Origin of the sequence: Methylobacter arcticus (assembly GCF_050917435.1) — a bacterium.
Taxonomy (GTDB): Bacteria; Pseudomonadota; Gammaproteobacteria; order Methylococcales; family Methylomonadaceae; genus Methylobacter_A; species Methylobacter_A titanis.
The window spans coordinates 1,475,212-1,501,438 of the sequence record NZ_CP159583.1; the positions used below are offsets into that span (position 1 = coordinate 1,475,212).

Genomic DNA, 26,227 nt, shown 5'->3' on the forward strand with positions numbered 1-26,227 from the left:
GTTAAAATGGACCTGTTGCTACCAGAGGACGCTATCGGCTCGTTCCATGACGGCAACTTAGTTTTAAAAAAGACTTCAAATTCACTTTCAGCGAAAACCAAGCAACCAGTGTGAGGTCTTGAATAAGCGCTTAAAAAGTACAAAACAACCGTCGGGCTGACGGGGCTAGTCTGTGAAGTGAGCGATGCAACAATGTCGCCAGCAGCAGAAACCAGCAGGTAATAGCGATATATGCCTGCTCCTGAAGTTACATCAGGAATCTCCTTCCTTCAGGTGGGGGAGGATGTCAATAAAATACCTTAATGATTTTTCTGTCATCTTTATGAAAAAAGCTTGATGTTATCAGTCCTTGCCAGCCAAATTCGTGTCGTCTACTTTTGGCATCTGTGTTCTACTTTGCTAGCGGCTAAGTAGTTACTTTTATTTTTAGAATTCCACATGAAATTAAATATTTTTTCTTGCTTATTATTGCTGTTTGTACTTGTTTCTCAAGTGGTTAAAAGTGATGAAGGATTTCTTGTGGAAGATATTCAAGTCAAAGGGCTTCAGCGCATCTCTGTAGGTACTGTTTATAATTATCTCCCTATTAATGTGGGTGAAAAGTTTTCCCTGGATAATGTCGCTCCAGCAATCAAGGCGCTATTCAAAACCGGTTTTTTTAAGGACATTTCTCTGGAAAGAGAAGGTTCAACGCTGATTGTTAATGTGGTAGAGCGACCCTCGATTGCAAAAATCATTTTTGAAGGCAATAAAGATCTGAGTAAAGACGACTTGACCAAAGCTTTAAAGAAAATTGGTTTGGCTGAAGGCAAGGTATTTGACCAGCAGGTTCTGGATAAAGTCGAGCAGGAACTCAGTCGGCAATATTTCAGTCATGGTAAATACGGTTTAAATATAACGACGGATGTATCCAATCTCACTCGGAATCGGGTGGGTATTCATATCAAAATTTCTGAGGGTCGAGTAGCAAAGATCAAACAGATCAACATTGTTGGCAATAACGTTTTTGATGATAAAACGCTGTTGCGCAATCTGGAGTTGAATACCTCTAATTTGCTGTCGTTTTACACCAAAGACGACCAATATTCCAAGCAAAAGTTGTCGGGAGACTTAGAAACCTTGCGCTCCTATTACCTGGATCGCGGTTATATTAACTTTAACATTGAATCCACGCAGGTAGCCATTACCCCGGATAAAAAAGATATTTACGTCACCATTAATGTCAAAGAAGGTGATGTTTATAAGTTGGAAAAGGTCAAATTAGCCGGTAATTTGGTGGTTGCGCCTGAAGAGCTTATTAAGCTGGTAAAAGTCGGTCCTGGCGAGATTTTTTCCAGAAAAAACGCTACCGAAACTTCTAAAGCCATTTCTGAGCGTCTGGGTGATGACGGCTACGCTTTTGCCAACGTCAACATGATACCGGAAATCAACGAAGCCCAAAAAACCGTTGATATGACCTTTTTTGTCGATCCGGGAAAACGTGTTTATGTCAGACGCATTAACATGAAAGGTAATAGCAAAACCCGTGATGAAGTACTGCGCCGCGAAATGCGGCAGATGGAATCCAGTTGGGCTTCGAGTTCAAAAATTGAACGGTCAAAAACCCGGCTTGAACGTTTGGGCTACTTTGAAGAGGTGAATGTTGAAACACCTCCGGTTACAGGCACTGCCGATCAGATTGATGTTAATTATTCGGTAGTAGAAAAGCCCTCCGGCAACTTGTCGGCAGGTGTAGGCTTTTCTCAAGTCCAAGGGATAGTGTTAAACGCCAATATTGCTCAGGATAACGTGTTTGGTTCTGGCAAACGGGTCAATGTTGCCTTTAATAACAGTAGTTATGCGACCAGTTATCAGTTTGGTTTTTTTAATCCTTATTTCACCGTAGACGGTGTCAGTCAGGGCTATAATTTGGGTTATACCAAACGCAATGCCGGTCAAGTGAACATTGCCAATTATTCAACCAATGTGATGAATGCGGGAATAAATTTCGGCATTCCCCTGAATGAATTCGACAGCTTACGCTTTGATATTGATGCAAAACATACTGAGCTGAGTACCACTAATTTTTCATCCACACAAATTCAAGATTTTATTAATAAGGAAGGCGATACCTATCTGACACTGGCGCCGTCAGTGGGTTGGACTCATGACACCCTTAATCGGGCAATCTTCCCTAATAAAGGTGGGCAACAGCGGTTTTCTGCGTTGGGCACAGTCCCTGGCAGTGACCTGGAATATTATAAAATCGCTTATAAACATCAGCTTTATTTACCGTTGGCTAAAGATTTTACGTTCAGACTGCAAGCTGAAGCGGCCTATGGCGATGGTTACGGAAAGACGGATAGCTTGCCTTTCTTTGAGAATTATTTCGGGGGCGGTACCGGATCCATACGCGGCTTTAGGAATAATACCGTGGGTCCGAGAGAATCCAATGGTTATCCGTTTGGCGGCTCCAGTAAAATTATCGGCAATGCCGAAATGTTTTTCCCGGTACCTTTTATGCCGGAGACAAAATCAGTCAGGTTAGGTACCTTTCTGGACGCTGGAGCAATTAACGATGGCTTTAAAGTCGACAACATGAAATATTCTGTCGGGGTTTCCGGTGAATGGTTGTCGCCTTTCGGCGCTTTATCCGTTAGTGCCGCATTACCGTTAAATGCTGAGTCAGCTGGAACGTCAGATCTTGGTGTTGCAACAGGGGACCAAAAACAGATGTTCCAATTCAACTTCGGCCAAAACTTCTAGCAGAAGTAGGGTTACCGGCCGGTAGTCCCTACGTTTATAATTTGGCGAAATAGTCATATATTTTATTATTATTTTTTTAATTTAATCAGAGGCCTGTTTAACAATGAAATCAAAAATTGTTTTGTTTTTAGGATTATTGCTCGCTGCTAATGTGAGCTATGCTGATTTAAAAATTGGCTTTGTTAATATACCCTCTGTTCTTGAGAAAGCCCCGCAGGCAGAAAAAGCCAAAAAACGCTTGGAAAAAGAATTTTCACCGCGAGATAAGCAATTAGTTGCCCAGCAAAAAGAAATCCAAAGCATGGATGAAAGAATGGCTAAAGATGCAGCTGTGATGGGTGAATCAGCACGAGTCAATCTGGAAAAAGATATTTTAAATAAGAAAAGAGACGCAAAAAGAGCCCAGCAAGAGTTTAGCGAAGATTTTAATGTTCGTCGTAATCAAGAATTGGGTAAGTTACAGCGCCGTATTGTTGAAGCTATTCGGGAAATAGCCAAAGATCAAAACTTTGATTTGTTACTGACGGACGGCGTTATTTATGCCAGTGATAAAATTGACGTGACGACTCAAGTTCAACAAAAGTTGTCAACCATGCCGGAATAATTACACACGGGTTTTTTATTTAGGAAAGAAAATAAAATAACGCTATTTTGATCCGGTTAGTTAGTTACCGTTTTTTAATTGCATAGTCATCAACTTTTTAGAGAAGCATCCTCAGATATGTCCGTTAAGCTAGATATTTTACAAATACAAGAATTCTTACCACATCGTTACCCTTTTTTATTGGTTGATAAGGTTATTGAGTGTGAACCTGGCGTTAGACTACTGGGAGTAAAAAACGTTACTTATAACGAACCGTTTTTTCAAGGGCATTTTCCACAAAAACCCATTATGCCGGGCGTACTGATTTTGGAAGCTCTGGCGCAATCTACGGGATTGCTTGCATCAGAAACAGCCGGCGATGAATTAGCCGGGATGATTTATTACTTAACCGGTATTGATAAGGCAAAATTTAAAAGACCCGTTGTACCCGGTGATCAATTAATGCTGGAAGCAAGATTCGTTAAAAGTAAGCGCAATATCTGGGCATTTGAATGCCGTGCAGAAGTTGATGGTGAATTTGTTGCGAGTGCGGAAATCAGATGTGCAGCGGTGGTAAATTAGTTTTGATTGATCCGACAGCGATAATTGATAGTGAAGCGGAGTTAGCCGATGATGTATCGGTTGGCCCTTTTTCGGTTATAGGTCCCGGAGTAAAAATCGGTGCCGGTACGGTAATAGGTTCGCATGTTGTTATTAAGGGACCTACCACCATAGGCCAACAAAATCGTATTTATCAATTCACCTCTATCGGCGAAGATCCCCAAGACAAAAAATATGCAGCTGAGATAACTCGGCTGGAAATTGGCGATAGAAATACGATACGCGAATATACTTCCATGCACCGGGGGACTAAGCAGGATCGCAGTCTTACTAAGATAGGCAATGACAACCTGTTTATGGCATATACTCATGTGGCACATGATTGCATCATCGGCAACCACGTCATTATGGCCAATGGAGCCTCATTGGCCGGGCATGTGCATTTACATAGTCATGCTATTTTGGGTGGGTTCACCCTGGTGCATCAGTTCACCCAAATCGGCCAGTACAGCTTTGCCGCGATGGGCAGCGCGATTACTCAGGACATTCCCCCCTTTGTTATGGTCGGCGGTAAGCCTACCCGTCCGCATGGCATCAATTCAGTCGGTATGGAGCGTAACGGCATCTCTCCTGAAGACATCAGGTTAATCAGAAAAGCCTACAAGATCATTTACAAGACCAACCTGCGTCTGGAAGATGCGATTGACCAAATGGAAGATTTGGCCGGTGAAAGTAAAGAATTGTCTGATATGGTCAGTTTTTTGCGCAATGTGAATCGTGGCATATTACGATAGCTGATCGGGCTACCCATTTAAACCGGGACAACTGAGGCTATTGAGTAATAATTAGGTTGCAAGCCAAGCTCCATTTTCTGTTGAATCACTGCCATTATGTTTATATTGTGGGCGCGAATAAATTCGAGCCCACAACATTCAACTATAATTAGCTTCAGCGCGATAAAAAAGTGTGTAGATACCTATGAGCTTAAAGCGGAAGCCGGTTACGGCTAGTGGCCCTATAATCCAGCTTAAAGAGTTTTCGTGGGTTAATCGCTGTTTTAGGAGTGGAAGTTAGTATGGATGACGAGATTATTATTGCCGGCGTTGATGAAGCTGGACGCGGTCCGCTTGCAGGTCCGGTCTTTGCCGCAGCCGTTATCTTAGATCCCTTGAGGCCGATAGTCGGATTGGCTGATTCTAAAGTACTAAGCGCAAGCAAGCGCGATAGTCTGTATATCCTCATCAAGGAAGCAGCCTTAAGCTGGTCAATTGCGGAGGCCAGTGTTGAAGAGATCGATGAACTCAATATCCTGCAAGCCACGCTGCTGGCAATGCAAAGAGCGGTAAACGGCTTGCCTATCCAGCCGGATGAGGTTTTAGTGGACGGTAACCGTCTTCCTAAATTGTCGATGCCTGCCCAGGCCATCGTTAAAGGCGATAGCAAAGTGCAGGCGATCAGCGCAGCCTCAATATTGGCAAAAGTTGAACGGGATAAGTTGATGGTTGATTATCATCAAAACTACCCAGATTTTGCGTTTCATCTGCATAAGGGCTACGGCACCAAACAGCATCTGGCCGAAATCGAGCAATTCGGCTTTTTAGCTGTGCATAGAAAAACATTCAATCCGGTAAGAACCCTGCTGATGCGGCAGGGTAAGCTTTAAACCGAGTGCGTAGGATGTGCTGAACAACGTGAAGCGCATCAATCGCGTTAACCCAACTCAAGCGGCCCTTCATTCATTAACGCGATCTGTTCGCGCAGCTCAATAATTCGATCCTGCCAATAACGCGGGGTATCAAACCACGGAAACGCCATAGGGAACGCGGGATCATCCCAGCGCCGTGCAATCCAGGCAGAATAATGAATCAGACGCAAGGTACGCAGCGCTTCAATCAGATGCAGTTCCCGGGTATCGAAATCATAAAAAGTCCGGTAACCGGACAGCAGATGGTTTAATTGGATAGTCATGTCGGCGCGATCTCCTGAGAGCAGCATCCACAAATCCTGTATTGCCGGGCCCATTCGGCTGTCATCGAAATCAACAAAATGCGGGCCGTCATCTGTCCATAAAATATTGCCGGGATAACAATCGCCGTGCAGGCGAATATTTTTGACCTCACCGGCGCGTTCAAAGCAACGTCTTACGCCATCCAGAGCGTGTTCAGAGACACTGCGGTAAGCCTCGATAAGATCGGCGGGGATGAAGTTATTTGCCAGCAGAAAAGCTCTGGGGTTGTCGCCAAAACCGGTAATGTCAAGTGTCGGACGCTCCTTAAAAGGCTTTAGCGCGCCGACAGCATGAATGCGCGCGATAAATCGTCCCATCCATTCGAGCTTGTCGCGCCCCTCAAGTTCCGGCACGCGGCCGCCTTGCCTGGGAAATACCGAAAAGCGGAAGCCATCGGCGTGGATTAAGGTTTGATTTTTGCCAAAGGGAATCGCCGGTACCACAGGGATTTCAGCGTCGAATAATTCCTGAATGAAAGCATGCTCTTCAAGAATGGCGGCAGTCGTCCAGCGCTCGGGTCGGTAGAACTTGGTTACAATAAAGGAGGCATCCGCCATGCCGACCTGATAGACGCGATTTTCATAGCTATTGAGCGCCAGCAGTCGGCCGTCGCTATGCAGGCCGATACTGTCGAGCGCGTTCAACATAATATCGGGAGTGAGTGCTGAAAATGGAGTGAGATTAGTATTCATGGTTGCTATTGTAGCGCTGAATTCAGTTATGGCTTAATTAACCTGAGTTCGGGATAAGGATAAGGATTAGGGCTTGGTTGGGCAAACATTATTCCTGCAATAATTCGAGTATCCGTGCTTCCAGCTCGGGATAAACACCAAATGCACAGTCCCTGAGTATGCCTTGTTTGTCCACCAGAATGTGCGAGGGTGTGCCTTTTAACTCGAAACGTTCAAAGGTTTCCGCATGGTAATCAAGGGACTGTAAATAATTCAGTACTTGCTGTCTGAGCTGGTGTTGATGCGTTGTTGATTGTTGTTCAAACTCGGGTATATAGGTTTGAATGAAGTTGTTGATGTCGTTATCGCCCACTTCGCCGGATTGTCTGAGCAGATCCATCGCTAGCGGAAAGGGGATGCGATAGGGCAGGCGTCCTGCGTTTAACTGGCCTTGTTGGCTTAACACGCGCAATGTTTCGCCGACCACCTCGCCATGTTCAGCCAGACGGGTTAGATTTTCGAGATTGTTTTTATCAAAATCCTCAAATGCAGTGGCGACGCCCAATACCGTTAAGCCGTGTTCCGAATATTTTTGGTATAAGTTTACTGCTTGAGGCAATGTATATAAAAAGCAACCTGGACAATTGACCTGAAATACCTCGACTAATACGACTTGACCCGTTAGCCGGTCAAAATTCACCTCAGTTCCCTGAACCCAGGCAGACACGGATAATAACGGGGCTTTTTGACCTATTTGCGCTTTCATAATTGGAATAGTTAGGTGGCTTGGACTCAGGTTAATTCAAATTACATATAGGTAGACTTTCTAGCGACACAACTGGATAGAGCCGCACCAAAGAAGTTATTGCGTTGATGTTAGCTGTCATAGGCTTCGGATACCTTTTAATATTTTTAGTGAACTATTTCCAATTTAAAAAGAATTTTGATCGGCTCTTGTCGGGAGCAGTATTTATACGATTTTTTAATCGACCCTGCTCAGATTGCTGAGTGTCGGCGCCGGTTTTCCCCCGACTATTATGCTGATGATTGGGTGCATAATACGGATAAGCGGGATAAGTCGGGGGGAAACGATAAAGCGGAAAAGAAGGAAAATATTGATACTGCTGATAGGGAAGTTGTATATTTTGCCGCTCTAAGGCGTCTGCCTGTCGTTTTGTCTGATAGGCCTGCTGCTGTTGATATTCTGCACTTTTTTTCAGCGCCTCAACAGACGCTTTTCTGTCCAGTTCGGCTTGACGCTCTTGTTCAACCTTGACTCTTGCTTGTTCACGCTTTGCAAAGTCTTCCTTCCAAGCCTTTAGTTTGACTTCTGTCTCGGCAACCTTACGCGGATCGGATTTTTTAATCTCAAGAGCTTGCTGTTTTGCTGAAGATTGGCAGGGCGTAGACTGATAAATGGTTTTGCCTGATTCTAGCAGGCATTTAAAAACCTCAGCCCCGGCAGATGGACTGAGTAGGAGCAATAGCATGAAAAACAGGATTTTCATTATTGAACTTCCGTATTGATGTGCGTAAGCGGAATGATACAAATAATCCTGATCGGTGTCATGTTAAATTACTGACTGATGTTGTGCTAAGGCCCATTGCACGTGCTCCTTAACCATAGCGGAGTCGTGATTGAGCATAGGCTTTAAGGCCTCAACAATAGGCGCTGATGCCGGTGCATTGCCCAAAGCCACGGCGATATTTCTGAGCCAGCGTTGATGGCCGATTCTGCGTATCGCCGAGCCTTCGGTTTTTGCCAGAAATTCCGTTTCGCTCCAGGCGAAGACGTCAAGTAATTGCTGGGTATTAAGCCGATGTCTGGGGCTGAAATCCTGTTCACCGGTTGGCTTGGCAAAACGATTCCACGGGCAGATGATTTGGCAGTCGTCGCAACCATAGATACGGTTGCCGATCAGCGGTCTTAGGTTTTCCGGTATTGAACCGTGCAGTTCGATAGTCAGATAGGATACGCAGCGCCTGGCATCGACCTGATAGGGCGCAATAATCGCCTGGGTCGGGCACACATCCAGACAGGCGCGGCATTCGCCGCAATGCGCGGTAGCAGGGGTGTCGATCGGTAGCGGCAGGTTAGTGAATAGTTCACCGAGAAAAAACCACGATCCGGCTTTGCGGTTGATGACATTGGAATGTTTGCCTATCCAGCCTAGGCCTGCTTTTTCGGCCAAAGCTTTTTCCAGAACCGGGGCGCTGTCGACAAAAGCCCGCATTGAGCCGGGAAGGTCGGAGCCGATTTCTGCCTGAATTTTATCCGCCAGTTTTTGCAGGCGGTTACGCATCAATTTGTGGTAATCACGACCCAGAGCATAACGAGAAATATAGGCCGAAGTGGGATCAGCCAGGGCTTGATTCATAGCAATGGCAGCTTCGGTCTGGTAATCCATACGCACGGAAATAATACGCAATGTTCCCGCATGCAATAACTCGGGTCTGCTGCGTTTAAGGCCGTGACGCTGCATATAGTCCATTTCACCGTGGAAGTTATTGTCCAGCCAATTTTTCAGGTGGGCTTCCGCTTCAGGCAAATCGGTGTCGGTAATGCCGACCTGTTGAAAGCCCAGTTCCAGTCCCCATTGTTTAATTTGCAAGGCTAGGCTTGCCATTTTTTGACTGCTGATGTCCATAATTGTTGACAGGGATATAATATGTTGTAGTGGCAACCGGCAGATTGCCATTAGATTTCTTGGCGCTACCTAAAGGCAACCTGTCGGTTGCCGCTACGAAAATTACATTACAATACCATGCAAAATTTACCAGTAAAACTCTATCGCGCGGCGCAAGTCAGGGAAATGGATCGGATTGCTATACAGGAACGCGGCATTCCCGGTTTTGAATTAATGGGCCGGGCGGGATATGAGGTTTTCCACTGTATCAAACAACACTGGCCTAAAGCCCGGTCTTTAGCGGTTTTTTGCGGTTCCGGCAATAATGCAGGCGATGGCTATATTATTGCCGGATTGGCTCTGGCGGCAGGCTTGACCGTTTGCGTCTATACGCTTGCAGAACCCGAAAAGCTTAACGGCGATGCGTTGCTCGCTTACCGAAAATATAGTGAAGCATCTGGAATGGTTATGCCATTTCAGGCTGGGCAGATCATTCATGCCGATGTATTAGTTGACGCATTGTTGGGTACCGGGCTAGATAGGCCGGTAACGGGACTTTACGCGGAAGCGATACAGGCTATCAATGCCCATTCATCCCCCGTGGTTGCCGTGGATATTCCCTCCGGCTTAAATGCCGATACCGGTAATGTAATGGCTTGTGCGGTAAAAGCCGATTGTACGGTGACCTTTATCGGCTTAAAGCAGGGTTTATTTACCGGCCAGGCGGCTGAATATTGTGGTGAAATTTGCTATGCCCAATTAGCCGTGCCCGATGAGGTGTTTTCCGGGTTTAAAGCAACGGCGACCCGTGTCGTTAAATCCCAATTGCCGCGACGCCACCGTTGTGCGCATAAAGGCAGCTGTGGGCATGTGCTGATAATAGGCGGTGATCTGGGTTATTCCGGTGCTGCCAGAATGGCGGGCGAGGCGGCTTTGCGCGTGGGTGCTGGTTTAGTTAGTATAGCGACGCGGCCTGAACACTCCGGGCTGATGAACCTGAACAGGCCGGAATTAATGTGTCATGGCGTGGAAACTGCCGCACAACTTGCGAAGTTATTGGAAAAAGCCGATGTCGTTGTGCTAGGGCCTGGATTAGGGCAAAGTACTTGGGCAAAAACCTTATTTAATACGGTGAGAATTGCTGAAAAACCGATGATCATCGATGCAGACGGTTTGAACCTGTTAGCTAACGCACGAGCAGCGAAACCTAACTGGATTTTAACGCCGCATCCCGGCGAAGCGGCTAGGCTATTGAATTGCACGATAGCCGACATACAGCAAGACCGGTTTGCGGCGGTTTTATCTATTCAGGCTAACTACGGCGGAGTTGCCATTCTTAAAGGTGCGGGAACATTAATCGCATCCGAACAGCAGCTTGCCGTTTCCAATAGCGGAAATCCCGGCATGGCATCGGGCGGCATGGGCGATGTGCTGGCCGGTGTGATTGCAGGATTACTGGCTCAGGGCTTATCTTTGCAGGATGCGGCGCAACAAGGGGTTTATCATCACGGCCTAGCGGCGGATTTAGCCGTAGTAAAAGACGGGGAAAGAGGTTTGCTGGCGAGTGATTTAATGCCTTATCTTAGACAATTGGTAAATGAATGAAGACATATTTAAAAGATACCGAAGCGACGGAACAGTTTGGTGCCAGGCTCTGGGCAGAATTGCCGCCAAAGTGCCTGATATTTTTGCATGGCGAACTGGGCGCTGGCAAAACCACGTTGGTTAGAGGCTTGCTGCGTGCGGCAGGTTATACCGGTGCGGTTAAAAGCCCGACTTACACGCTGGTCGAAGAATATACGATAGGCGGACGCAAAATATTCCATTTTGATTTGTACCGGATTGCCGATCCCGAAGAGTTGGAGTGGATCGGAATAAGAGATTATTTTGATCAGGATTGCCTTTGTTTTATTGAATGGCCGGATATGGGTAAAGGTTTTTTACCCGATCCGGATAGGATTATTAATTTGGTTGCGGATGGATCCGGTCGCTCAGTAACTATACGTAGCTCGACACAGGGCTAAAAAATAAATGCAACTGCTCTGGAAAAACAACTACATACTGCTATAATCTAATTTAAATTATCACTTTTTGGATTTATGTCGATGGGAAGTTTCTGGAAGGTCTTGTTTATTATTGGATTACAGTTATTAGCTGTACCCGGTTACGCGCAACAGATCGATATTGGTTTACTGCAATATTGGAATACGCCCGATCAAACGCAAATGCTGTTTGATGTAACATCTTCTCCTGAACATCGGGTTTTTCTGATGAAGAATCCAGCCCGCTTAGTGATTGACATGCGCAATGCCAATGTCAAGCAAGGATTAAGCCAGCCGCCATCATCTCACCCGCTGTTTTCCCGAGTACGTTTTTCAACCAGAAATAAAACCGATCTAAGGATTGTCGTCGATTTAAAACAAGAAATTAGCGCAAAGAATATGTCATTAATGACCAATAGCAGGAATGGACATCGCTTGGTTATCGAATTATTGAATAAAGGATTGAAGAAATCTGGGGAGGCTGTGATTGAAACAGCTGCCGCTAAAACGACGAGCACTAAACAACATGCAGCAAAAACGGTTAAAAAGCCTCAAGAAATAGCGATTAATAAGGTTGAATTCAGTTCGGTTAAATCAACAAAAACTTCCGGGCGGCGAGATAAAAGCGTCGTTATTGCGATTGATGCGGGTCATGGGGGCAACGATCCCGGTGCTCATGGGAACAATGGTACCGAGGAGAAAAAGATTACGCTAGCCATTGCCAAAAAACTCGCGTATTTGATCAATAAACAGCCGGGCATGAAGGCCGTTATGGTTCGTAAAGGTGATTATTACGTGGGTCTGAGAGAAAGAATGCAAATCGCCAGAACAGCTAAGGCCGATTTATTTATCTCGATTCATGCCGATGCCTTTCAGAACTCGACAGTTAAAGGCGCTTCGGTATATACCTTATCCACGAAGGGAGCCACCAGTGAAGCCGCACGTTGGTTAGCTAACAGTGAAAATGCATCCGATTTGGTTGGCGGTGTTAGTCTAAGCGATAAAGAAGATGTGTTGGCTTCAGTATTATTGGATTTGTCGCAGACCGCTACGGAAGATGCCAGTGTGAAGATTGCCGGGAAGGTGTTGAAGAATTTTGAACGTATCGGTGAACTGCATTACAAGTCAGTGCAAAAGGCTGGGTTCGCTGTATTAAAATCGCCAGATGTACCGTCTATTTTGATAGAAACGGCGTTTATCTCTAATCCGTCAGAAGAACTTAAGCTAGTCAATACCACGCACCAATCAAACATAGCACTGGCTATATTTGATGGTGTGCGTAGTTATTTCAATAATGCTTCTCCGGTGGAAAGCAAAGTGGCAGCTTTGGAGATGTGATTTTAAGACTACAAAAGGCTAAGGCTTTATTGCTTTTTCAAATTGAACTTCATTTTGCTATTTTAAATTTTGACTAACCAAAATCTTGTCAATCCGTGTACCGTCCATGTCGACAATTTCAAATCGCCAATCATCTGTTTCATAAATTTCCGCCAACCGAGGAAGTCTCTCCAAATTAAACAAAATCATTCCAGCTAATGTGTGATACGCATTACTCGATTCACCAGGAAATTGGCCATTCATTCCGATAGTCGATTTAAGCTGGGCAATGGACACATCCCCATCAATCAACCACGAACCGTCAGATCGTTGCGTAACTTCAAAAGAAGATTCAGGGGACACAGAGGGAAGTTCACCAACAATCGCGGTGAGTATATCTATTACGGTTACGAGTCCTTCTATATCGCCATATTCATCGACAATCAACGCCAAATCTGATCGGGCTTCCCGGAAGTGACTGAGCAGATGTGTAAGCGTCATGGTTTCTTGAATATAGAACGGCGGTCTTAATGCCTTTTCAATGTTGAACTCAGGATTGCCCAGCATTGTTTTTAGCAAATCGCCGCAATGCAAGATTCCAAGCACATTTTCAAATCCACCCCGGCAGACGACTATTTTATTATAAGGACACTGTTCGATTTTACTTCGTTGTTTATTAGACTCTTCCAAACTGTCGAGCATATAAATTTCTTGACGAGGAACCATAATTGCCCTGACGCGCACTTCATCCATTTTCATTACATTGCTGACTAATTGGCTTTCATCCGCGTGGAATACCCCAGATTCGGAGCCCATTTCCATCATGATTCGAATTTCTTCGTCGGTTACTGTTGTTTCTAGGGTTCGATGAAGTCTCAACAATCTGAGCAGAAAGTGGCTTGATGCGGACAGCAGCCAAACCAAAGGGCTTACCAGTAATGCCAGTCCTTGCATCGGTTTTGCAATGGTGGCAGCGATACCTTCAGGGTTTTGCAAGGCTAGGCGTTTAGGCACTAGCTCGCCAAGTACCACTGAAAAATAGGTAATTATGGTCACGGTCAGCATTAAAGCCAGCGTTTCTGCATGAGGTGCCAACAATGGAATTTGCAAAAGCTCTTGATACAAGGGTGTCCGTAATATTTCCTCACCGAATACTCCGCTCAAAATCCCGACCGCCGTGATACCAACTTGTACCGTTGATAAGAAATGTGTGGGCTTTTCGTGGAGCGCAAGTGCTGCTTTGGCTCCCAAACGCCGTTCTGAGATTAATTTTTGCAGCCGTGCTTTAGTTGATGAGACGACGGACATTTCCGACATGGAAAACACCCCATTTATCAATATCAACAAAAAAATAAGACCTATATTTGCATAAAAATCTGCCATTTAATTTGTCAAAAATGCATGAATAAAAACGATTAAAACAATGAGTGAATACCCCGGTAAGTCGGCATTACCCCAGTTTACGATACAAGGTACTTCGATCTAAACCCAGTATTCGGGCCGCCTGAATTTTATTGCCGCCGGTTACTGCTAAAACATGGCGAATATAGGCTTGCTGAATGTCCTCTGCTGTCCATCCTTGCATCATTGCCAACTCCAGAAAATTCTTATCGTTGACGGGGATTTTCGACGCTTGCGCCAAATCTTCTAACAAAAGGGTATCATGTTCGGCAAGTACGATAGCCCGTTCCAAGGTGTTGGCAAGTTCCCGGACATTACCCGGCCAATGATAGGCCCTAATCCACCGCAACACCTCCACCGAAATATTGACCGACCCTTGTTTGCCAAGACGCAGGCAAATTGTGTCGATTAATATCTTGGTTAATTCGTCAAGATCTTCCTTGCGTTCTCTTAATGGAGGCACTTCAAGGCTAATGACATTCAGTCGATGATAAAGATCGGAGCGAAACTGTTTGTCGTTGACGCGTTGCTCCAGAGGTTGATGGGTAGCGGCAATCAAGCGGACATTGACCTCGGTTTCTTTGGTGTCGCCCAGCGCACGGACTTTTCCAGTTTCCAATGCTCGCAGCAGTTTAGGCTGGATTTCTAAAGGCAGTTCGGCAATTTCATCAAGAAATAATGTCCCTGAATTGGCTTGCAAAAACAACCCTGGCCTATCTTTTCCGGCATCGGTAAAAGCCCCTTTACGAACACCGAACAATTCACTTTCCACTAAACTGTGTGGTAACGCAGCGCAATTAACGGCGATAAAAGGCCCCAGATTATGTTGACTGTTGTCATGAATCCAATGGGCCACTGCACTTTTGCCGGTGCCGCTTTCGCCGGTCAGGAGTATCGTGGAATTTACTGCTGCCGCCCGTTTTGCCAATCTTATCAAGTGCTGCATGCACGGGCTATGGGTTATAAAAACACTGGTTGCACTATTTTTATCGCCGGCAAAGTCGACTTTTACCGCTGTGCGCCGCATTTGCCGGTCTTCAAGCGCCCGGGTTATTGCAGCGTAAAGTTCTTCGATACGAAAAGGTTTGGTTAGAAAGTCGCAAGCACCTGCGCGCATACCTTGCATCGCCAAATCAATACTACCGAAGGCGGTCATTAGCAATACCAACTGTTCAGGTCGTTTATGGTGTATAGCAGCCATCAATTCCAGGCCGCGCATCCCAGGCATGATTATGTCGGATATCACCAGGTCAAAAGGCTCAATTTTGATGGCCTTCAGCGCCTCAGTACTTTCTGTAAATCCAACGACCGAATAATTAACCTGCCGTAACATATCGATTAGATAATCAACAACGCCGGGATCGTCATCGATCACTAAAAGCCGACCGCTTGCTGCTGTCATAATAATTTTCTCCACGGTAAGTCAATGGTAAATAGACTACCTTTTCCAGATTCCGATTCGGCCATGACGCTGCCGCCCATTTCAGTCACTAACGTTTTGACCACGGCTAAACCGAGACCGGTACCGCCTTGTCGGCCACGCGTAGTGAAATAGTGTTCAAATAGTCGGGATAGATGTTCCGGGGCAATTCCTGTGCCCGTATCGCTTACGGTAAGCCTTAGTGCCGGAATGGTTTGATCAGCATAGATAATCGAAGCCTGGGATAACTCGATGGTTATGGTGCCTGTGTTAACCATGGCGGCTAACGCATTGGTCAGCAAGTTTAAAACGATCTGTTGAATACTGTCCTTGTTGATCGATATTAACGGCAGCGATTCGGGGTGTGCAAAAGTCATGGTGACTCCTTGACGTCGTGCTTCAAAACCCAGCATATCAATAACTTCAGCGCTAGCCGCGATGGCATCACAGCTCATAGGTTCGGTCGAATGACGGGGCGCAAACTCCAGGAGACGCTGGACTATTCGGGTGATACGGTCAGTTTGGTCGACTAAGATGTTAGCAATGCGGCGAACCTCATCATAATCATCGTTGCACTTTGCCAGCGCTCTTGCCCTGCCGTTGACAATTTGCAAGGGTGAGCCAATTTCGTGGGCAAGTTCAGCCGATAACTGACCGATCGAAATCAATTTATCCGCGTCTTGTAATGCCCGTTGCAGTTTCCGCCTATGTTCCGTTTCGACATCCAGTCGGCGGTAAGCCGAAAACAACTCGGCAGTCATCCGGTTAAATTCTTGTGTCACTACAGCAAGTTCATCTTTACCGGATACGGGTAAAGGTTCTGGGGGGGCTGTGCTGTCTCTAAAAGCCCGCATGGCCTGACGGAGTCGTTGTAGGGGCAGAGAAATGTAGACATGGCCTAACAAAAGGCAAAGTAATGAAGTGAATAGAATGAAAGTAATTAAGGACAAAAGAATATAGGTTTTGGTTTTACTTAAGTTTTTATTCATCGTTTGCAGCGATCTCACGATAGCCACATTGCCGCGTAAGGTGCTCGAAATTTCATTAAATGGTAGTGACAGAATGAATAATTGGGGGGCATCGACTGGGTAATAAAACTGTTTCAGTTCACCCTCTTTTGCTGCCTGGTATAAGGTCTGTTCGACTTTTTTCGGCCATATCAGGCTTTCCGCATCCGAACGGATGATATTGCCATTTTGGATATAGATACGGACGTCGACAGAGGGTTTGATACGTTCTAATTGTTGCATGAGTTTTTGCACATCTTCAATCTGATGATCCCGTAAGGCGTTTTCGACTGAAACCAGCAAGCTGTTGGCTAATAAACGCGTTTCTTGTTCTACCGCATCGCGCAAATCCTGCGATTCGGAGCGAATTTGATAGGTTCCATAAATACCAAAAACCGTCAAGCTTAAGGCAAATAAGGATATTGCGAGTTTATAGATAATAGGCATAGTGAGGGATTTTGCACTTAGTTGTCGCAAAATGCAACATTGTGTCAACAGCATTATTTTTACTATTTTAAGTAAGTCTATGAAATATAGTGAAAATTATTAAATAATTATATGGCCTGTTTTTTGCTTATATTTAGTTTATAAGAATTTAACTAGCCTAAGTATTTAACATGAAAATTAGCCAAATACTGTTTATTTCAGTCTGCTTAATCACGGCATCCTGCAGCTCGAAAAAAGAGACTGATCCAGGTATCGATACACATGAAGTAGTCAATCCCATAGTAAAAGAGGCTACCTACAGTAACCAATATGTCGCCAAAATTCAGGCGGTGAAGTACGTAGAGATAAGAAGCAAAATTAAAGGTTACATTGAAAAAATTCATGTGGACGAAGGTCAGGCGGTAAAGGAAGGACAGTTGCTGTTCACGCTTAACTTTTTAGCATTAGAAAAAGAATTGCAAAAAGCCAATGCGGCTTACAAAAGCGCTGTAGCCGATTTGAAGGCGGTCGAAGTTGAATTAAGCAACGTGAAGCTGTTGGTAGCAAAAAATATTGTCTCCAAAACCGAGTTTGAGGTAACAAAAGCAAAAGTAGAGGCATTAAAAGCTGATGTTGACGAGGCTATGGCAAATAAAGAGCAGGTAGCCTTAAATCTTTCATTTTCACAAATAAAAGCACCCTACGACGGCCTTATCAACCGTATTCCGAACAAAGTGGGCAGCTTGATAGCAGAAAGCGATATGTTGACCTCTATTTCCGACAACCGAGAAGTATTTGCCTATTTCAACCTATCAGAAATCGATTACCTCAATTACCTTGCCGACGGAGATCAAGAGACGAAAGTGGTGAGTTTAAAACTCGCCAACAATGTTCTCTATGGTTACCCGGGAAAAATCGAAATGATTGAAAGTGAATTCGACCGCTCAACTGGCAATATCGCTTTCAGGGCAAGGTTTCCCAATCCAGATGCTATTTTAAAACAGGGATCAAACGGTAAGATCATTGTAAAAAAACAGCTTAAAAATGCTTTGCTTATTCCTCAAAAATCAACTTTTGAAATTCAAGACCAGCTGTATGTCTACGTCGTCAATCAAGAGAATACGCTAGAGCAAAGAAATATTATCCCCAAAATGCGGCTGCCAGATTTTTATGTCGTGGAATCCGGTTTGTCTAAAGACGAACAGATACTGTTCGAGGGTGCGGGTAATGTAAAAGAGGGTAACAAAATACATTCTGTTCATGTCGATTTGGCAAAAGCGATGTCATCAAGCAGCAAACATTAAATAGGGACTCATCTACATGACCGCTAAATTTATTCATCGCCCAGTACTGTCCATCGTGATATCGATTTTCATCACCTTGATGGGCTTGTTGTCTTTATTCCAACTCCCTGTCACCCAGTTTCCCGATATTGCCCCGCCCGAAGTCAATGTCACGACAAAGTTTATCGGTGCTAATGCCGAAGCCTGTGTAAAGGCGGTAGTAACGCCGCTTGAGCGGGCGATAAACGGCGTCCCTGGCATGGCCTATATGTCGTCTGTTTCCGGCAACGACGGCACCAGCGTTATACAGATTATTTTTAAAGCGGGAACCGACCCGGAAGTTGCCGCTGTCAACGTTCAAAACAGGGTGGCTTCGGTATTGGATGAACTGCCGGAAGAAGCTATTAAATCGGGAGTCATCGTAGAGAAAGTGCAAAACAGTATGCTTTTGTATGTCAACTTACTCAGTAAGGATTCGACCATAGACGAAAAATTTCTTTATAACTTTACCGACATCAACATCCTGAAAGAGCTGAAAAGAATCGAAGGAGTGGGTTTTGCCGACATTATGGGGGCAAGGGAGTACGCGATGCGTATTTGGTTGAAACCCGATAAATTGGTCATGTACAACATCTCGCCTTCTGAGGTCATTGAAAAATTAAAAGCGCAAAATGTAGAGGCCGCGCCGGGTAAAATTGGTGAAAGCTCAGGTAGAAAGGCGCAGACACTTCAATACATTTTAAAATATACCGGCAAGCACAATACGACAGAAGCCTATGAAAATATCGTACTAAGCAGCAAAGAGAATGGAGAGATTTTGCGGCTAAAGGATGTGGCTGAAGTTGATTTCGATTCACAGGATTATGATGTCCTGTCCAAGGAAAACGGACAGCCCTCGGCTGCCATCATGTTAAAGCAACGTCCGGGCAGCAATGCGAAAGAGGTGATTAATAACATCAAAAAGACCATGGAGGAGATCAAATCAAATTCCTTTCCTCCAGGGATGGACTACAGCTTGAGTTATGACGTTTCCGAGTTTTTGGATGCGTCTATTCATGAGGTTATTAAAACCTTGATGGAAGCATTCGTATTGGTAGCCTTAGTGGTATTTATCTTTTTACAGGATGTCCGCTCAACCATCATACCTATTATCGCGGTACCGGTATCGCTGATTGGTACCTTTTTGTTCATGCAATTAATGGGTTTTTCACTTAACCTCATCACCCTATTTGCTTTGGTACTGGCCATTGGGATTGTCGTCGATAACGCTATCGTGGTCATTGAAGCCGTTCATGCCAAAATGGGGCATTCGGGCATCAGTGCGATGAAAGCCACGGAACAAGCCATGCGTGAGATCAGCGGGGCGATTATTGCGATCACGCTGGTGATGGCGGCCGTTTTTTTACCCGTTGCCTTCATCGATGGACCGACGGGAATTTTTTACCGGCAGTTTTCCCTAACCATGGCGTGTTCTATTGTACTTTCAGGCATCACCGCGCTCACCCTGACGCCAGCCCTGTGCGCGTTGTTTCTCAAAAATAGCCATAACGCCGAACACCATAAAAAATCGGGGCTGCAAAAATTCTTTGCTGGGTTTAATCGTTGGTACGACAAGCTTTCTGACAACTACAAGAAGCTTATCGGTGCGATCGCAAACCGAAGGCTTATCACTTTTGCGATATTGGTCGGATTTTCGGCAGGTGCCGGATTGATAGGGACTTTTGTACCGTCGGGTTTTATTCCTGAAGAAGATCAGGGGACTATATACGCGAATATTACCTCACCCTCAGGCGCGACTCTGGAACGCACCGAAAAAGCGGTCGATGAAGTGCAACGGATTGCATCCACTATAGACGCCGTCAATTCGGTTTCAAGCCTGGCAGGATTCAGCCTACTCTCTGATGGTACCGGCGCTGTTTATGGCATGAATCTGATCAGCTTAAAAAATTGGAATCAAAGGGCGGCCTCTGATAAGGAAATTATCAGTGTTCTTGAAGAAAAAACCAAACACATCAAAGATGCCAGCATAGAATTTTTCACCCCGCCGCCGGTGCCGGGTTACGGCAATTCAAGTGGATTTGAAATGCGCTTGTTAGATAAAACCGGTTCGGACAATCTTGAGCAATTGCAGACAGTGGCTAATGCCTTTGTAGAGGAACTCAACAAGCGGCCCGAAATAGTCAATGCATTCACCACTTTCGATGTCAGTTTTCCGCAGTTTCTACTGCATATTGATAGCGATAAGGCCGCGCAAAAAGGGATCACTGCCGAAAATGCCATGAGTACCCTGCAAACCCTGATGGGCAGTGAATATGCGACTAACTTTATCCGTTTTGGCCAGATGTATAAAGTGATGGTGCAGGCGCTGCCCGAATATCGAGCTCAACCTGACGATCTGATGAAGTTGTCTATCAAAAATGATGCCGGGAAGATGGTTTCCTTTTCTTCTTTTCTTCGTATTGAAAAAGTCTATGGCCCTGAGCAGGTGACACGCTACAACATGTACACCTCAGCCATGGTAAACGGACAGCCTGCCTTAGGGTACAGCAGCGGACAGGCTATTGCTGCCATTAAAGATGTGGCGGCACAAAAATTACCGAAAGGTTTTGGCTACGATTGGGCAGGGTCATCCAGAGATCAGGCGCAGGCAGGGAACCAGGCAATTTATGTGTTCATGATTTGCTTGTTATTCGTTTACTTGCTCCTCGCGGCACAGTATGAAAGTTTTCTGATGCCCATGCCGGTTATCCTTTCGTTGCCCATTGGTATATTCGGCGCCTTGTTTTTACTGTGGATTATGGGCTTGGAAAATAATATCTACGCGCAATTAGCGATGATCATGCTAATAGGCATACTCGGCAAAAACGCCATTCTGATCATTGAATTTGCCACATTACAGCACCGTCTAGGAAAAACGCCGTTTGAAGCCGCTATTGAAGGCGCGGTACTGCGGTTGCGCCCTATATTAATGACCTCATTTGCCTTTATTTCCGGCCTTATTCCGTTAATGTTTGCCTCTGGTGCCGGGGAGATCGGCAACAACACCATCGGCTCGGCAGCAGCAGGGGGAATGATTTTTGGGACCATTTTCGGGGTAATTATCATCCCGGGTCTATATGTGATCTTTGCCACCCTGACAGAAAAGTATCATCGTGGCCCCAAAAAAGAAGAAACGCCATTCACTGAAACTATTTAACGCCTAATGATGACTAGAATTTATTACACCTTTAGCATTGCGTTTTTGCTGATAAGCTTCAGCGGATGCTCGCTCAATACCAACTTGTCTATTCCCGAAAAGGAAATACCGGTAAGCTTCCAAAATCAGAAAGGCAGCACCACCATTGCTAGCATCAAGTGGCGGCAATACTTTAACGATGCGCTGCTGCAAAAATTGATCGATACCGCCATCAGCAACAATATTGACTTACAAATAGCGTTGCAGCGTATTGAAATTTCGCGTTCTAGTGTGAAATTGGCAAACGGTGCGTTGTTGCCGCAAGTCAGTTTGAATGTAGGCGGCAGTGTTCGCAGGTTCGGGCTTTACACTATGGACGGTGCCGGTAACGCGACTACCGAAATCACCCCCGGTCAAAACATTCCCGTCAATTTGCCTGATATCTATTTAGGCTTACAGTCATCCTGGGAAGTTGATATTTGGGGCAAGTTGCGCAACCAGCGCAAGTCGGCCATTTCGCAATACCTGTCAAGCATCGAAGGAACCAATTTCGTCATTTCAAATCTCGTTGCCGATGTTGCGATTTTCTATAATGAATTGCTGGCATTGGATAATGAATTGGACGTTATCAGACAGACCATCCGGAAACAACAGGAGGCGCTGGAAGTCGTTAAACTGCAAAAAGAAGCCGGCCGGGCAAATGCATTAGCCGTGCAACAATTTAACGCACAACTGCTCAATACCCAGGTATTGGAAAGAAATGTATTGCAACAACTGACCGAAACCGAAAACAAAATTAACTTTCTGTTAGGGCGCTATCCGCAACCGATTGAACGGACGAAAAACGTTTTTTTCAAAGAGATTCCGCAACAAATTTCAGCGGGTGTGCCCTCGCAATTGTTGGCAAACCGCCCCGATGTCCGTGCAGCGGAATTTCAGATTGAAGCCAGCAAGTTCGATCTGAAAGCGGCGAAATCCGCATTTTTCCCGAATTTTAACATTACGGCAAGTTTTGGTTTTCAGGCATTTAATCCCGAGTTTTTATTTGTGTCGCCTGCCTCAATTGCCTATTCCGTTATGGGAACTTTAGTTGCACCGCTGATCAATAGGAATGCGTTGAAAGCACAGTTCAACACCGCAAAAGCAAACCAGTTGACCGCAATGTATAACTATCAGAAAACCATTTTGAACGCCTATGTTGAAGTGGCAAATGAACTCTCCAATATTCAGAATTTGCAACAAATTAATGCGCTAAAAAAACAACAAAGCGACGTGTTGAAACAGTCGGTCGACACCTCTAAAGAGCTTTATAAATATGCCAGGGCAAGCTACTTAGAGGTGCTTCTGGCACAACAGAGTGCGCTGCAATCTACTATCGAATTAATCCATGTGACCAAACAACAACGGATATCAACAATAAACATTTACAAAGCATTAGGCGGGGGCTGGAGATAGCCGCAGTACACACGTTGACATCCTTCCCGTTCTTTAAGTCGGGGAGGATGTCAAAAGGAAGTGTGAAAAATCCCCCCCAGTCATATAAAATACGTTATTTGTTTTAGGCTTGCTGATGCGTATCCATTCACTCCCCACTCAACTGATTAACCAGATTGCCGCTGGCGAAGTTGTCGAAAGACCCTCTTCGGTGGTGAAAGAACTGGTTGAAAATTGCTTTGATGCGGGAGCCAGCCAGGTCGTTATCGAGATAGAGCAGGGCGGCTCAAGACTGATAAAAATTAGGGATAACGGCTGCGGCATCGTCAAAGAAGATTTGCCATTAGCCTTGTCCCGCCATGCGACCAGTAAAATTTCCAGCTTAAAAGATTTGGAACAAGTGGTCAGCATGGGCTTTCGCGGTGAGGCTTTGCCCAGCATCAGCTCGGTTTCAAGGCTTACGCTGATTTCACGGATTAGCGATGACGATTGTGCCTGGCGCGTGAATGCCGACGGCACTGAGCAGGATTTCAATCCGCAACCCGATCCGCATCCGCAAGGCACCACCATTGAGGTGCGCGACCTGTTTTACAACACCCCGGCCAGACGCAAATTTTTAAAAACCGAAAAAACCGAATTTGCTCACATAGAAACCTTGATCAAACGCATGGCGCTGAGCCGTTTCGATATTGGATTTAGCCTGTCGCACAATCAAAAGGAAATCCTCACGCTAAAACCGGCGGCAACGGACAGCGAGCAACAGCAACGCATTGCCGGTATTTGCGGATCGGCTTTTATCGAAAATTCGGTAACCATCGATTTTGCAGCATCGGGGCTGCAATTGACCGGTTGGGTTGGCTTGCCGACCTTTTCCCGCAGTCAGCAGGATATGCAGTTTTTCTATGTTAACGGCAGACTGGTCAGGGATAAACTGGTTTCCCATGCCGTTAAACAAGCGTATCAGGATGTATTGTTTCACGGGCGGCATCCGGTTTTCGTGCTGTACCTGACGCTCGATCCGACGCTGGTTGATGTCAATGCCCATCCGGCAAAACTGGAAGTCCGATTCAGGGAAGGCCGTCTGGTGCACGATTTTTTGTTTTCGGCCCTGCATCGGTCATTGGCAAACCTAAGACCGGGACACGGTGCAAGCCGGCATCCGGATTCCGAATCGCCGCCGCAAACACCTTCTGTTTCGGGCGCTATAAACAATGTGGCTTGGGTTGATCCAGTCCCTGAAAGTCCTGGGCAGGACGTGCCCCGACAATCCATATTCAGCTTTGACGCTAAACCGTCATACCGTTCAAGTCCGCCGCAGCAGGCATCACTACCGTTACAGGTAGAAGAAGCCATTCAAGCCTATGCCTCGCTGTATCCTAAACCCGAGCGGATGTTACCCGCAACGCAACCGGAAGCCATGCCGCTAGGCCATGCCATCGCGCATCTGCACAATATCTACATATTGGCCGAAACCCCCAACGGCATCATCCTGGTTGATACCCATGCGGCGCACGAGCGGGTTACCTACGAGCGCCTAAAACAGCAATATCAACAGGGTACAGTGCCCAGTCAGCCCTTATTGCTGCCGATTAAAATAACCGTCAGTGCCGCCGAAGCGGATTTAGCCGATGACGAGCAGGCGTTTTTCAACACCCTGGGTTTTGAGCTTAATCGTTCCGGGCCGGAAACCATCGTGCTGCGTTCAATACCTATTTTATTGGGTAATACCGATATGGAAACCCTGATTCGCGATGTGCTGGCCGACCTGATCGAGCACGGCATGAGTCAACGGATACAGGAAAAGTCCAATGAAATCTTGTCCAAGGTAGCTTGCCATGGCTCGGTACGCGCACACCGCCGCTTGACCATCGATGAAATGAACGCCCTGCTGCGGGATATGGAACAAACCGAAAGAATAGGGCAGTGCAATCACGGCAGACCCACCTGGATAGAATTATCGACCCATGAGCTTGATAAATTCTTTTTGCGTGGGCAATAAGTTCCTATACCGTAGGGGCGATCCGGCCGGTCGCCCACATCAACCAATCCTGAATTATGAAAACTCAACCCAGTCCCCCCGTTATTTTCCTGATGGGGCCTACCGCCTCAGGAAAAACTGCGCTATCGGTACAACTCGCCCAGGCGCTTAACGGCGAAATCATCAGCGTCGATTCAGCCCTGGTATTTAAAGGCATGGATATAGGCACAGCCAAACCCACGATGGATGAACGGGGCGGCATTCCGCACCATTTGATCGACATACTCGATCCCGCAGAAGCCTATTCCACCGGCCAGTTCAGGAAACAGGCGCTGGCGCTAATGGACGACATAACCCGGCGCGGAAAAATCCCGATAGTCGTCGGCGGCACCATGTTGTATTTTAAGGTACTGAACAGCGGTCTTGCCGTATTGCCCGAAGCCGATCCAGCCATTCGGGCCAAACTCGATCAGGACTTGGCGCAACTGGGTAAAGAAGCGCTGCATCAGCGATTGGCCGGGATAGATCCGGAAGCGGCGGCAAGAATCCACCCCAACGACCCGCAACGCGTACAACGCGCGCTGGAAGTTTATGAAATCAGCGGTAAACCGTTAACGTCTTTTTTTACCGCAGCCCAGGCGCAAGACATTCCCTATCAAAAAATAAAGCTGATTATCGCCCCGCAAGACCGAGCCATATTGCACGGCATTATTGCCCTGCGGTTTAAGCAAATGTTGGCGCAGGGTTTTATCGACGAAGTCGCGGCACTGTATCAGCGAGGCGATTTAACCGACAAAATGCCGTCGATCAGAGCCGTCGGTTATCGGCAAGCCTGGTCGTATCTGCAAAGCGAATACGACCTTGACACCCTAACCGAAAAAGCCATTATTGCCACCCGACAACTGGCCAAACGCCAGTTCACCTGGTTGCGCCGCGAAACCGATGCGGCAAATTTCCAGACCGGCCAGAAAGATTTATTAACCAAAGTGTTGGCAGAAATTGATGGTCAGCTGTCGGGAAGCAGTGTGTAATTCTAAGCTGCCTGTGCGGCAGTGAACGTAAACTTCATCAGCTCCAGGCAACCATACCCTTTCTAAGCTGCCTGTGCGGCAGTGAACGGATTACAAAAATGATCGACGCACTAATCAGCTTTCTAAGCTGCCTGTGCGGCAGTGAACGCTTTAGCCTGGTACGCGGCAGCCGAGAAGAATTTCTAAGCTGCCTGTGCGGCAGTGAACGTATTCTTTTATTCCGGTCAATTATTTAACGCTTTCTAAGCTGCCTGTGCGGCAGTGAACGCATTAACGACGGCATAGCAGCATTATCGAGCTTTCTAAGCTGCCTGTGCGGCAGTGAACATTAAGACGCTGAATGAGCACAAAGCGGAAATTTTCTAAGCTGCCTGTGCGGCAGTGAACATGCTAATGAAATTATGCGCAGGGATGGAAGATTTCTAAGCTGCCTGTGCGGCAGTGAACGGCGGCACTATCGAAGTTGACCGTGCTTTAGTTTTCTAAGCTGCCTGTGCGGCAGTGAACAGCATTGAAGC

19 protein-coding genes, 1 pseudogene and 1 CRISPR repeat array (1 of these 21 cut by a window edge) are annotated in these 26,227 nt (G+C 46.1%); of the genes and pseudogenes, 13 read left to right on the plus strand and 7 right to left on the minus strand.

Annotated elements, in window-relative coordinates:
• Positions 1–438 precede the first annotated feature (438 nt).
• The 5 genes from bamA to rnhB all read left to right on the plus strand — a co-directional run bounded on the left by bamA (position 439) and on the right by rnhB (position 5,552).
• Positions 439–2,745, plus strand: coding sequence for an outer membrane protein assembly factor BamA (bamA, locus tag ABXJ76_RS07165; protein WP_432745547.1), 2,307 nt, complete (start codon positions 439–441; stop codon positions 2,743–2,745).
• Positions 2,746–2,848: 103 nt separating this feature from the next.
• A complete protein-coding gene (locus ABXJ76_RS07170) occupies positions 2,849–3,349 on the plus strand; it encodes an OmpH family outer membrane protein (protein WP_432745549.1) in 501 nt (166 codons plus the stop codon).
• Between the two features lie 117 nt (positions 3,350–3,466).
• Entirely contained in the window at positions 3,467–3,910 is a 444-nt protein-coding gene (fabZ, locus tag ABXJ76_RS07175) for a 3-hydroxyacyl-ACP dehydratase FabZ (protein WP_432745551.1), read from the plus strand.
• Between the two features lie 2 nt (positions 3,911–3,912).
• Positions 3,913–4,683: an acyl-ACP--UDP-N-acetylglucosamine O-acyltransferase gene (lpxA, locus tag ABXJ76_RS07180; protein ID WP_432745553.1), complete on the plus strand. Its 771-nt coding sequence runs from the start codon at positions 3,913–3,915 to the stop codon at positions 4,681–4,683.
• Positions 4,684–4,964: 281 nt separating this feature from the next.
• The gene (rnhB, locus tag ABXJ76_RS07185) at positions 4,965–5,552 is read left to right on the plus strand and encodes a ribonuclease HII (protein ID WP_432745555.1); all 588 of its coding nucleotides are present in this window, start codon (positions 4,965–4,967) and stop codon (positions 5,550–5,552) included.
• A 47-nt stretch (positions 5,553–5,599) separates the two neighbouring features.
• Here rnhB and ABXJ76_RS07190 read toward each other — a convergent pair whose 3' ends face one another.
• The 4 genes from ABXJ76_RS07190 to queG all read right to left on the minus strand — a co-directional run bounded on the left by ABXJ76_RS07190 (position 5,600) and on the right by queG (position 9,195).
• Positions 5,600–6,589 carry a serine/threonine protein kinase gene (locus ABXJ76_RS07190; protein WP_432745557.1) on the minus strand — a complete coding sequence of 330 codons (990 nt, stop codon included), beginning with the start codon at positions 6,587–6,589 and terminating at the stop codon, positions 5,600–5,602.
• 88 nt (positions 6,590–6,677) lie between these two features.
• Positions 6,678–7,334, minus strand: coding sequence for a peroxiredoxin family protein (locus ABXJ76_RS07195; protein ID WP_432745559.1), 657 nt, complete (start codon positions 7,332–7,334; stop codon positions 6,678–6,680).
• A 154-nt stretch (positions 7,335–7,488) separates the two neighbouring features.
• Positions 7,489–8,076 (minus strand): DUF4124 domain-containing protein, encoded by a 588-nt coding sequence (locus tag ABXJ76_RS07200; RefSeq protein WP_432745561.1) that lies wholly within the window; start codon positions 8,074–8,076, stop codon positions 7,489–7,491.
• Positions 8,077–8,139: 63 nt separating this feature from the next.
• On the minus strand, positions 8,140–9,195 hold the full coding sequence (queG, locus tag ABXJ76_RS07205; protein WP_432745563.1) for a tRNA epoxyqueuosine(34) reductase QueG: 1,056 nt from the start codon (positions 9,193–9,195) through the stop codon (positions 8,140–8,142).
• 138 nt (positions 9,196–9,333) lie between these two features.
• On the opposite strand from queG, the gene ABXJ76_RS07210 reads away from it, so the two are divergent.
• The 3 genes from ABXJ76_RS07210 (at position 9,334) to ABXJ76_RS07220 (ending at position 12,575) form a co-directional block, all read left to right on the plus strand.
• A complete protein-coding gene (locus tag ABXJ76_RS07210; RefSeq protein ID WP_432745565.1) occupies positions 9,334–10,800 on the plus strand; it encodes an NAD(P)H-hydrate dehydratase in 1,467 nt (488 codons plus the stop codon).
• Positions 10,797–11,219 (plus strand): tRNA (adenosine(37)-N6)-threonylcarbamoyltransferase complex ATPase subunit type 1 TsaE, encoded by a 423-nt coding sequence (tsaE, locus tag ABXJ76_RS07215; protein ID WP_432745566.1) that lies wholly within the window; start codon positions 10,797–10,799, stop codon positions 11,217–11,219. The genes ABXJ76_RS07210 and tsaE overlap by 4 nt, the downstream gene beginning before the upstream one ends.
• A 201-nt stretch (positions 11,220–11,420) precedes the next feature.
• On the plus strand, positions 11,421–12,575 hold the full coding sequence (locus ABXJ76_RS07220) for an N-acetylmuramoyl-L-alanine amidase (RefSeq protein ID WP_432745568.1): 1,155 nt from the start codon (positions 11,421–11,423) through the stop codon (positions 12,573–12,575).
• A 57-nt stretch (positions 12,576–12,632) separates the two neighbouring features.
• Here the strand turns inward: ABXJ76_RS07220 and ABXJ76_RS07225 are convergent, their stop codons facing one another.
• The 3 genes from ABXJ76_RS07225 to ABXJ76_RS07235 all read right to left on the minus strand — a co-directional run bounded on the left by ABXJ76_RS07225 (position 12,633) and on the right by ABXJ76_RS07235 (position 16,829).
• Positions 12,633–13,937 carry a hemolysin family protein gene (locus tag ABXJ76_RS07225; RefSeq protein ID WP_432745570.1) on the minus strand — a complete coding sequence of 435 codons (1,305 nt, stop codon included), beginning with the start codon at positions 13,935–13,937 and terminating at the stop codon, positions 12,633–12,635.
• 67 nt (positions 13,938–14,004) lie between these two features.
• Positions 14,005–15,357: a sigma-54-dependent transcriptional regulator gene (locus tag ABXJ76_RS07230; RefSeq protein WP_432745572.1), complete on the minus strand. Its 1,353-nt coding sequence runs from the start codon at positions 15,355–15,357 to the stop codon at positions 14,005–14,007.
• Entirely contained in the window at positions 15,354–16,829 is a 1,476-nt protein-coding gene (locus tag ABXJ76_RS07235; RefSeq protein WP_432745574.1) for an ATP-binding protein, read from the minus strand. Before ABXJ76_RS07235 ends, ABXJ76_RS07230 begins: the two co-directional genes overlap by 4 nt.
• 170 nt (positions 16,830–16,999) lie before the next feature.
• Between ABXJ76_RS07235 and ABXJ76_RS07240 the strand changes: the two genes are divergently transcribed.
• The 5 genes and pseudogenes from ABXJ76_RS07240 to miaA all read left to right on the plus strand — a co-directional run.
• Positions 17,000–18,112, plus strand: coding sequence for an efflux RND transporter periplasmic adaptor subunit (locus ABXJ76_RS07240; protein WP_432745576.1), 1,113 nt, complete (start codon positions 17,000–17,002; stop codon positions 18,110–18,112).
• Positions 18,113–18,128: 16 nt separating this feature from the next.
• Positions 18,129–21,287: an efflux RND transporter permease subunit gene (locus ABXJ76_RS07245; protein WP_432745577.1), complete on the plus strand. Its 3,159-nt coding sequence runs from the start codon at positions 18,129–18,131 to the stop codon at positions 21,285–21,287.
• A 6-nt stretch (positions 21,288–21,293) separates the two neighbouring features.
• Entirely contained in the window at positions 21,294–22,721 is a 1,428-nt protein-coding gene (locus ABXJ76_RS07250; protein ID WP_432745579.1) for an efflux transporter outer membrane subunit, read from the plus strand.
• Positions 22,722–22,836: 115 nt separating this feature from the next.
• Positions 22,837–24,699: a DNA mismatch repair endonuclease MutL gene (mutL, locus tag ABXJ76_RS07255; RefSeq protein ID WP_432745581.1), complete on the plus strand. Its 1,863-nt coding sequence runs from the start codon at positions 22,837–22,839 to the stop codon at positions 24,697–24,699.
• 56 nt (positions 24,700–24,755) lie between these two features.
• Positions 24,756–25,691: pseudogene (gene miaA / locus ABXJ76_RS07260) on the plus strand (tRNA (adenosine(37)-N6)-dimethylallyltransferase MiaA); the annotation flags it as partial.
• Positions 25,692–25,708: 17 nt separating this feature from the next.
• Positions 25,709–26,227: direct repeats of the CRISPR family, unit length 28 nt; unit sequence TTTCTAAGCTGCCTGTGCGGCAGTGAAC (it continues 5,511 nt past the right edge of the window).

Excerpts from the sequence above, each read along its gene's own strand:
- bamA (WP_432745547.1), top strand. The coding sequence starts at position 439 with ATGAAATTAAATATTTTTTCTTGCTTATTATTGCTGTTTGTACTTGTT.
- rnhB (WP_432745555.1), top strand. The coding sequence starts at position 4,965 with ATGGATGACGAGATTATTATTGCCGGCGTTGATGAAGCTGGACGCGGT.
- queG (WP_432745563.1), bottom strand. The coding sequence starts at position 9,195 with ATGGCAAGCCTAGCCTTGCAAATTAAACAATGGGGACTGGAACTGGGC.
- ABXJ76_RS07245 (WP_432745577.1), top strand. The coding sequence starts at position 18,129 with ATGACCGCTAAATTTATTCATCGCCCAGTACTGTCCATCGTGATATCG.
- ABXJ76_RS07195 (WP_432745559.1), bottom strand. The coding sequence starts at position 7,334 with ATGAAAGCGCAAATAGGTCAAAAAGCCCCGTTATTATCCGTGTCTGCC.
- ABXJ76_RS07170 (WP_432745549.1), top strand. The coding sequence starts at position 2,849 with ATGAAATCAAAAATTGTTTTGTTTTTAGGATTATTGCTCGCTGCTAAT.
- mutL (WP_432745581.1), top strand. The coding sequence starts at position 22,837 with ATGCGTATCCATTCACTCCCCACTCAACTGATTAACCAGATTGCCGCT.
- tsaE (WP_432745566.1), top strand. The coding sequence starts at position 10,797 with ATGAAGACATATTTAAAAGATACCGAAGCGACGGAACAGTTTGGTGCC.
- ABXJ76_RS07220 (WP_432745568.1), top strand. The coding sequence starts at position 11,421 with ATGCTGTTTGATGTAACATCTTCTCCTGAACATCGGGTTTTTCTGATG.
- ABXJ76_RS07250 (WP_432745579.1), top strand. The coding sequence starts at position 21,294 with ATGATGACTAGAATTTATTACACCTTTAGCATTGCGTTTTTGCTGATA.
- ABXJ76_RS07200 (WP_432745561.1), bottom strand. The coding sequence starts at position 8,076 with ATGAAAATCCTGTTTTTCATGCTATTGCTCCTACTCAGTCCATCTGCC.
- ABXJ76_RS07210 (WP_432745565.1), top strand. The coding sequence starts at position 9,334 with ATGCAAAATTTACCAGTAAAACTCTATCGCGCGGCGCAAGTCAGGGAA.
- ABXJ76_RS07230 (WP_432745572.1), bottom strand. The coding sequence starts at position 15,357 with ATGACAGCAGCAAGCGGTCGGCTTTTAGTGATCGATGACGATCCCGGC.
- ABXJ76_RS07190 (WP_432745557.1), bottom strand. The coding sequence starts at position 6,589 with ATGAATACTAATCTCACTCCATTTTCAGCACTCACTCCCGATATTATG.
- fabZ (WP_432745551.1), top strand. The coding sequence starts at position 3,467 with ATGTCCGTTAAGCTAGATATTTTACAAATACAAGAATTCTTACCACAT.
- ABXJ76_RS07225 (WP_432745570.1), bottom strand. The coding sequence starts at position 13,937 with ATGGCAGATTTTTATGCAAATATAGGTCTTATTTTTTTGTTGATATTG.
- ABXJ76_RS07240 (WP_432745576.1), top strand. The coding sequence starts at position 17,000 with ATGAAAATTAGCCAAATACTGTTTATTTCAGTCTGCTTAATCACGGCA.
- ABXJ76_RS07235 (WP_432745574.1), bottom strand. The coding sequence starts at position 16,829 with ATGCCTATTATCTATAAACTCGCAATATCCTTATTTGCCTTAAGCTTG.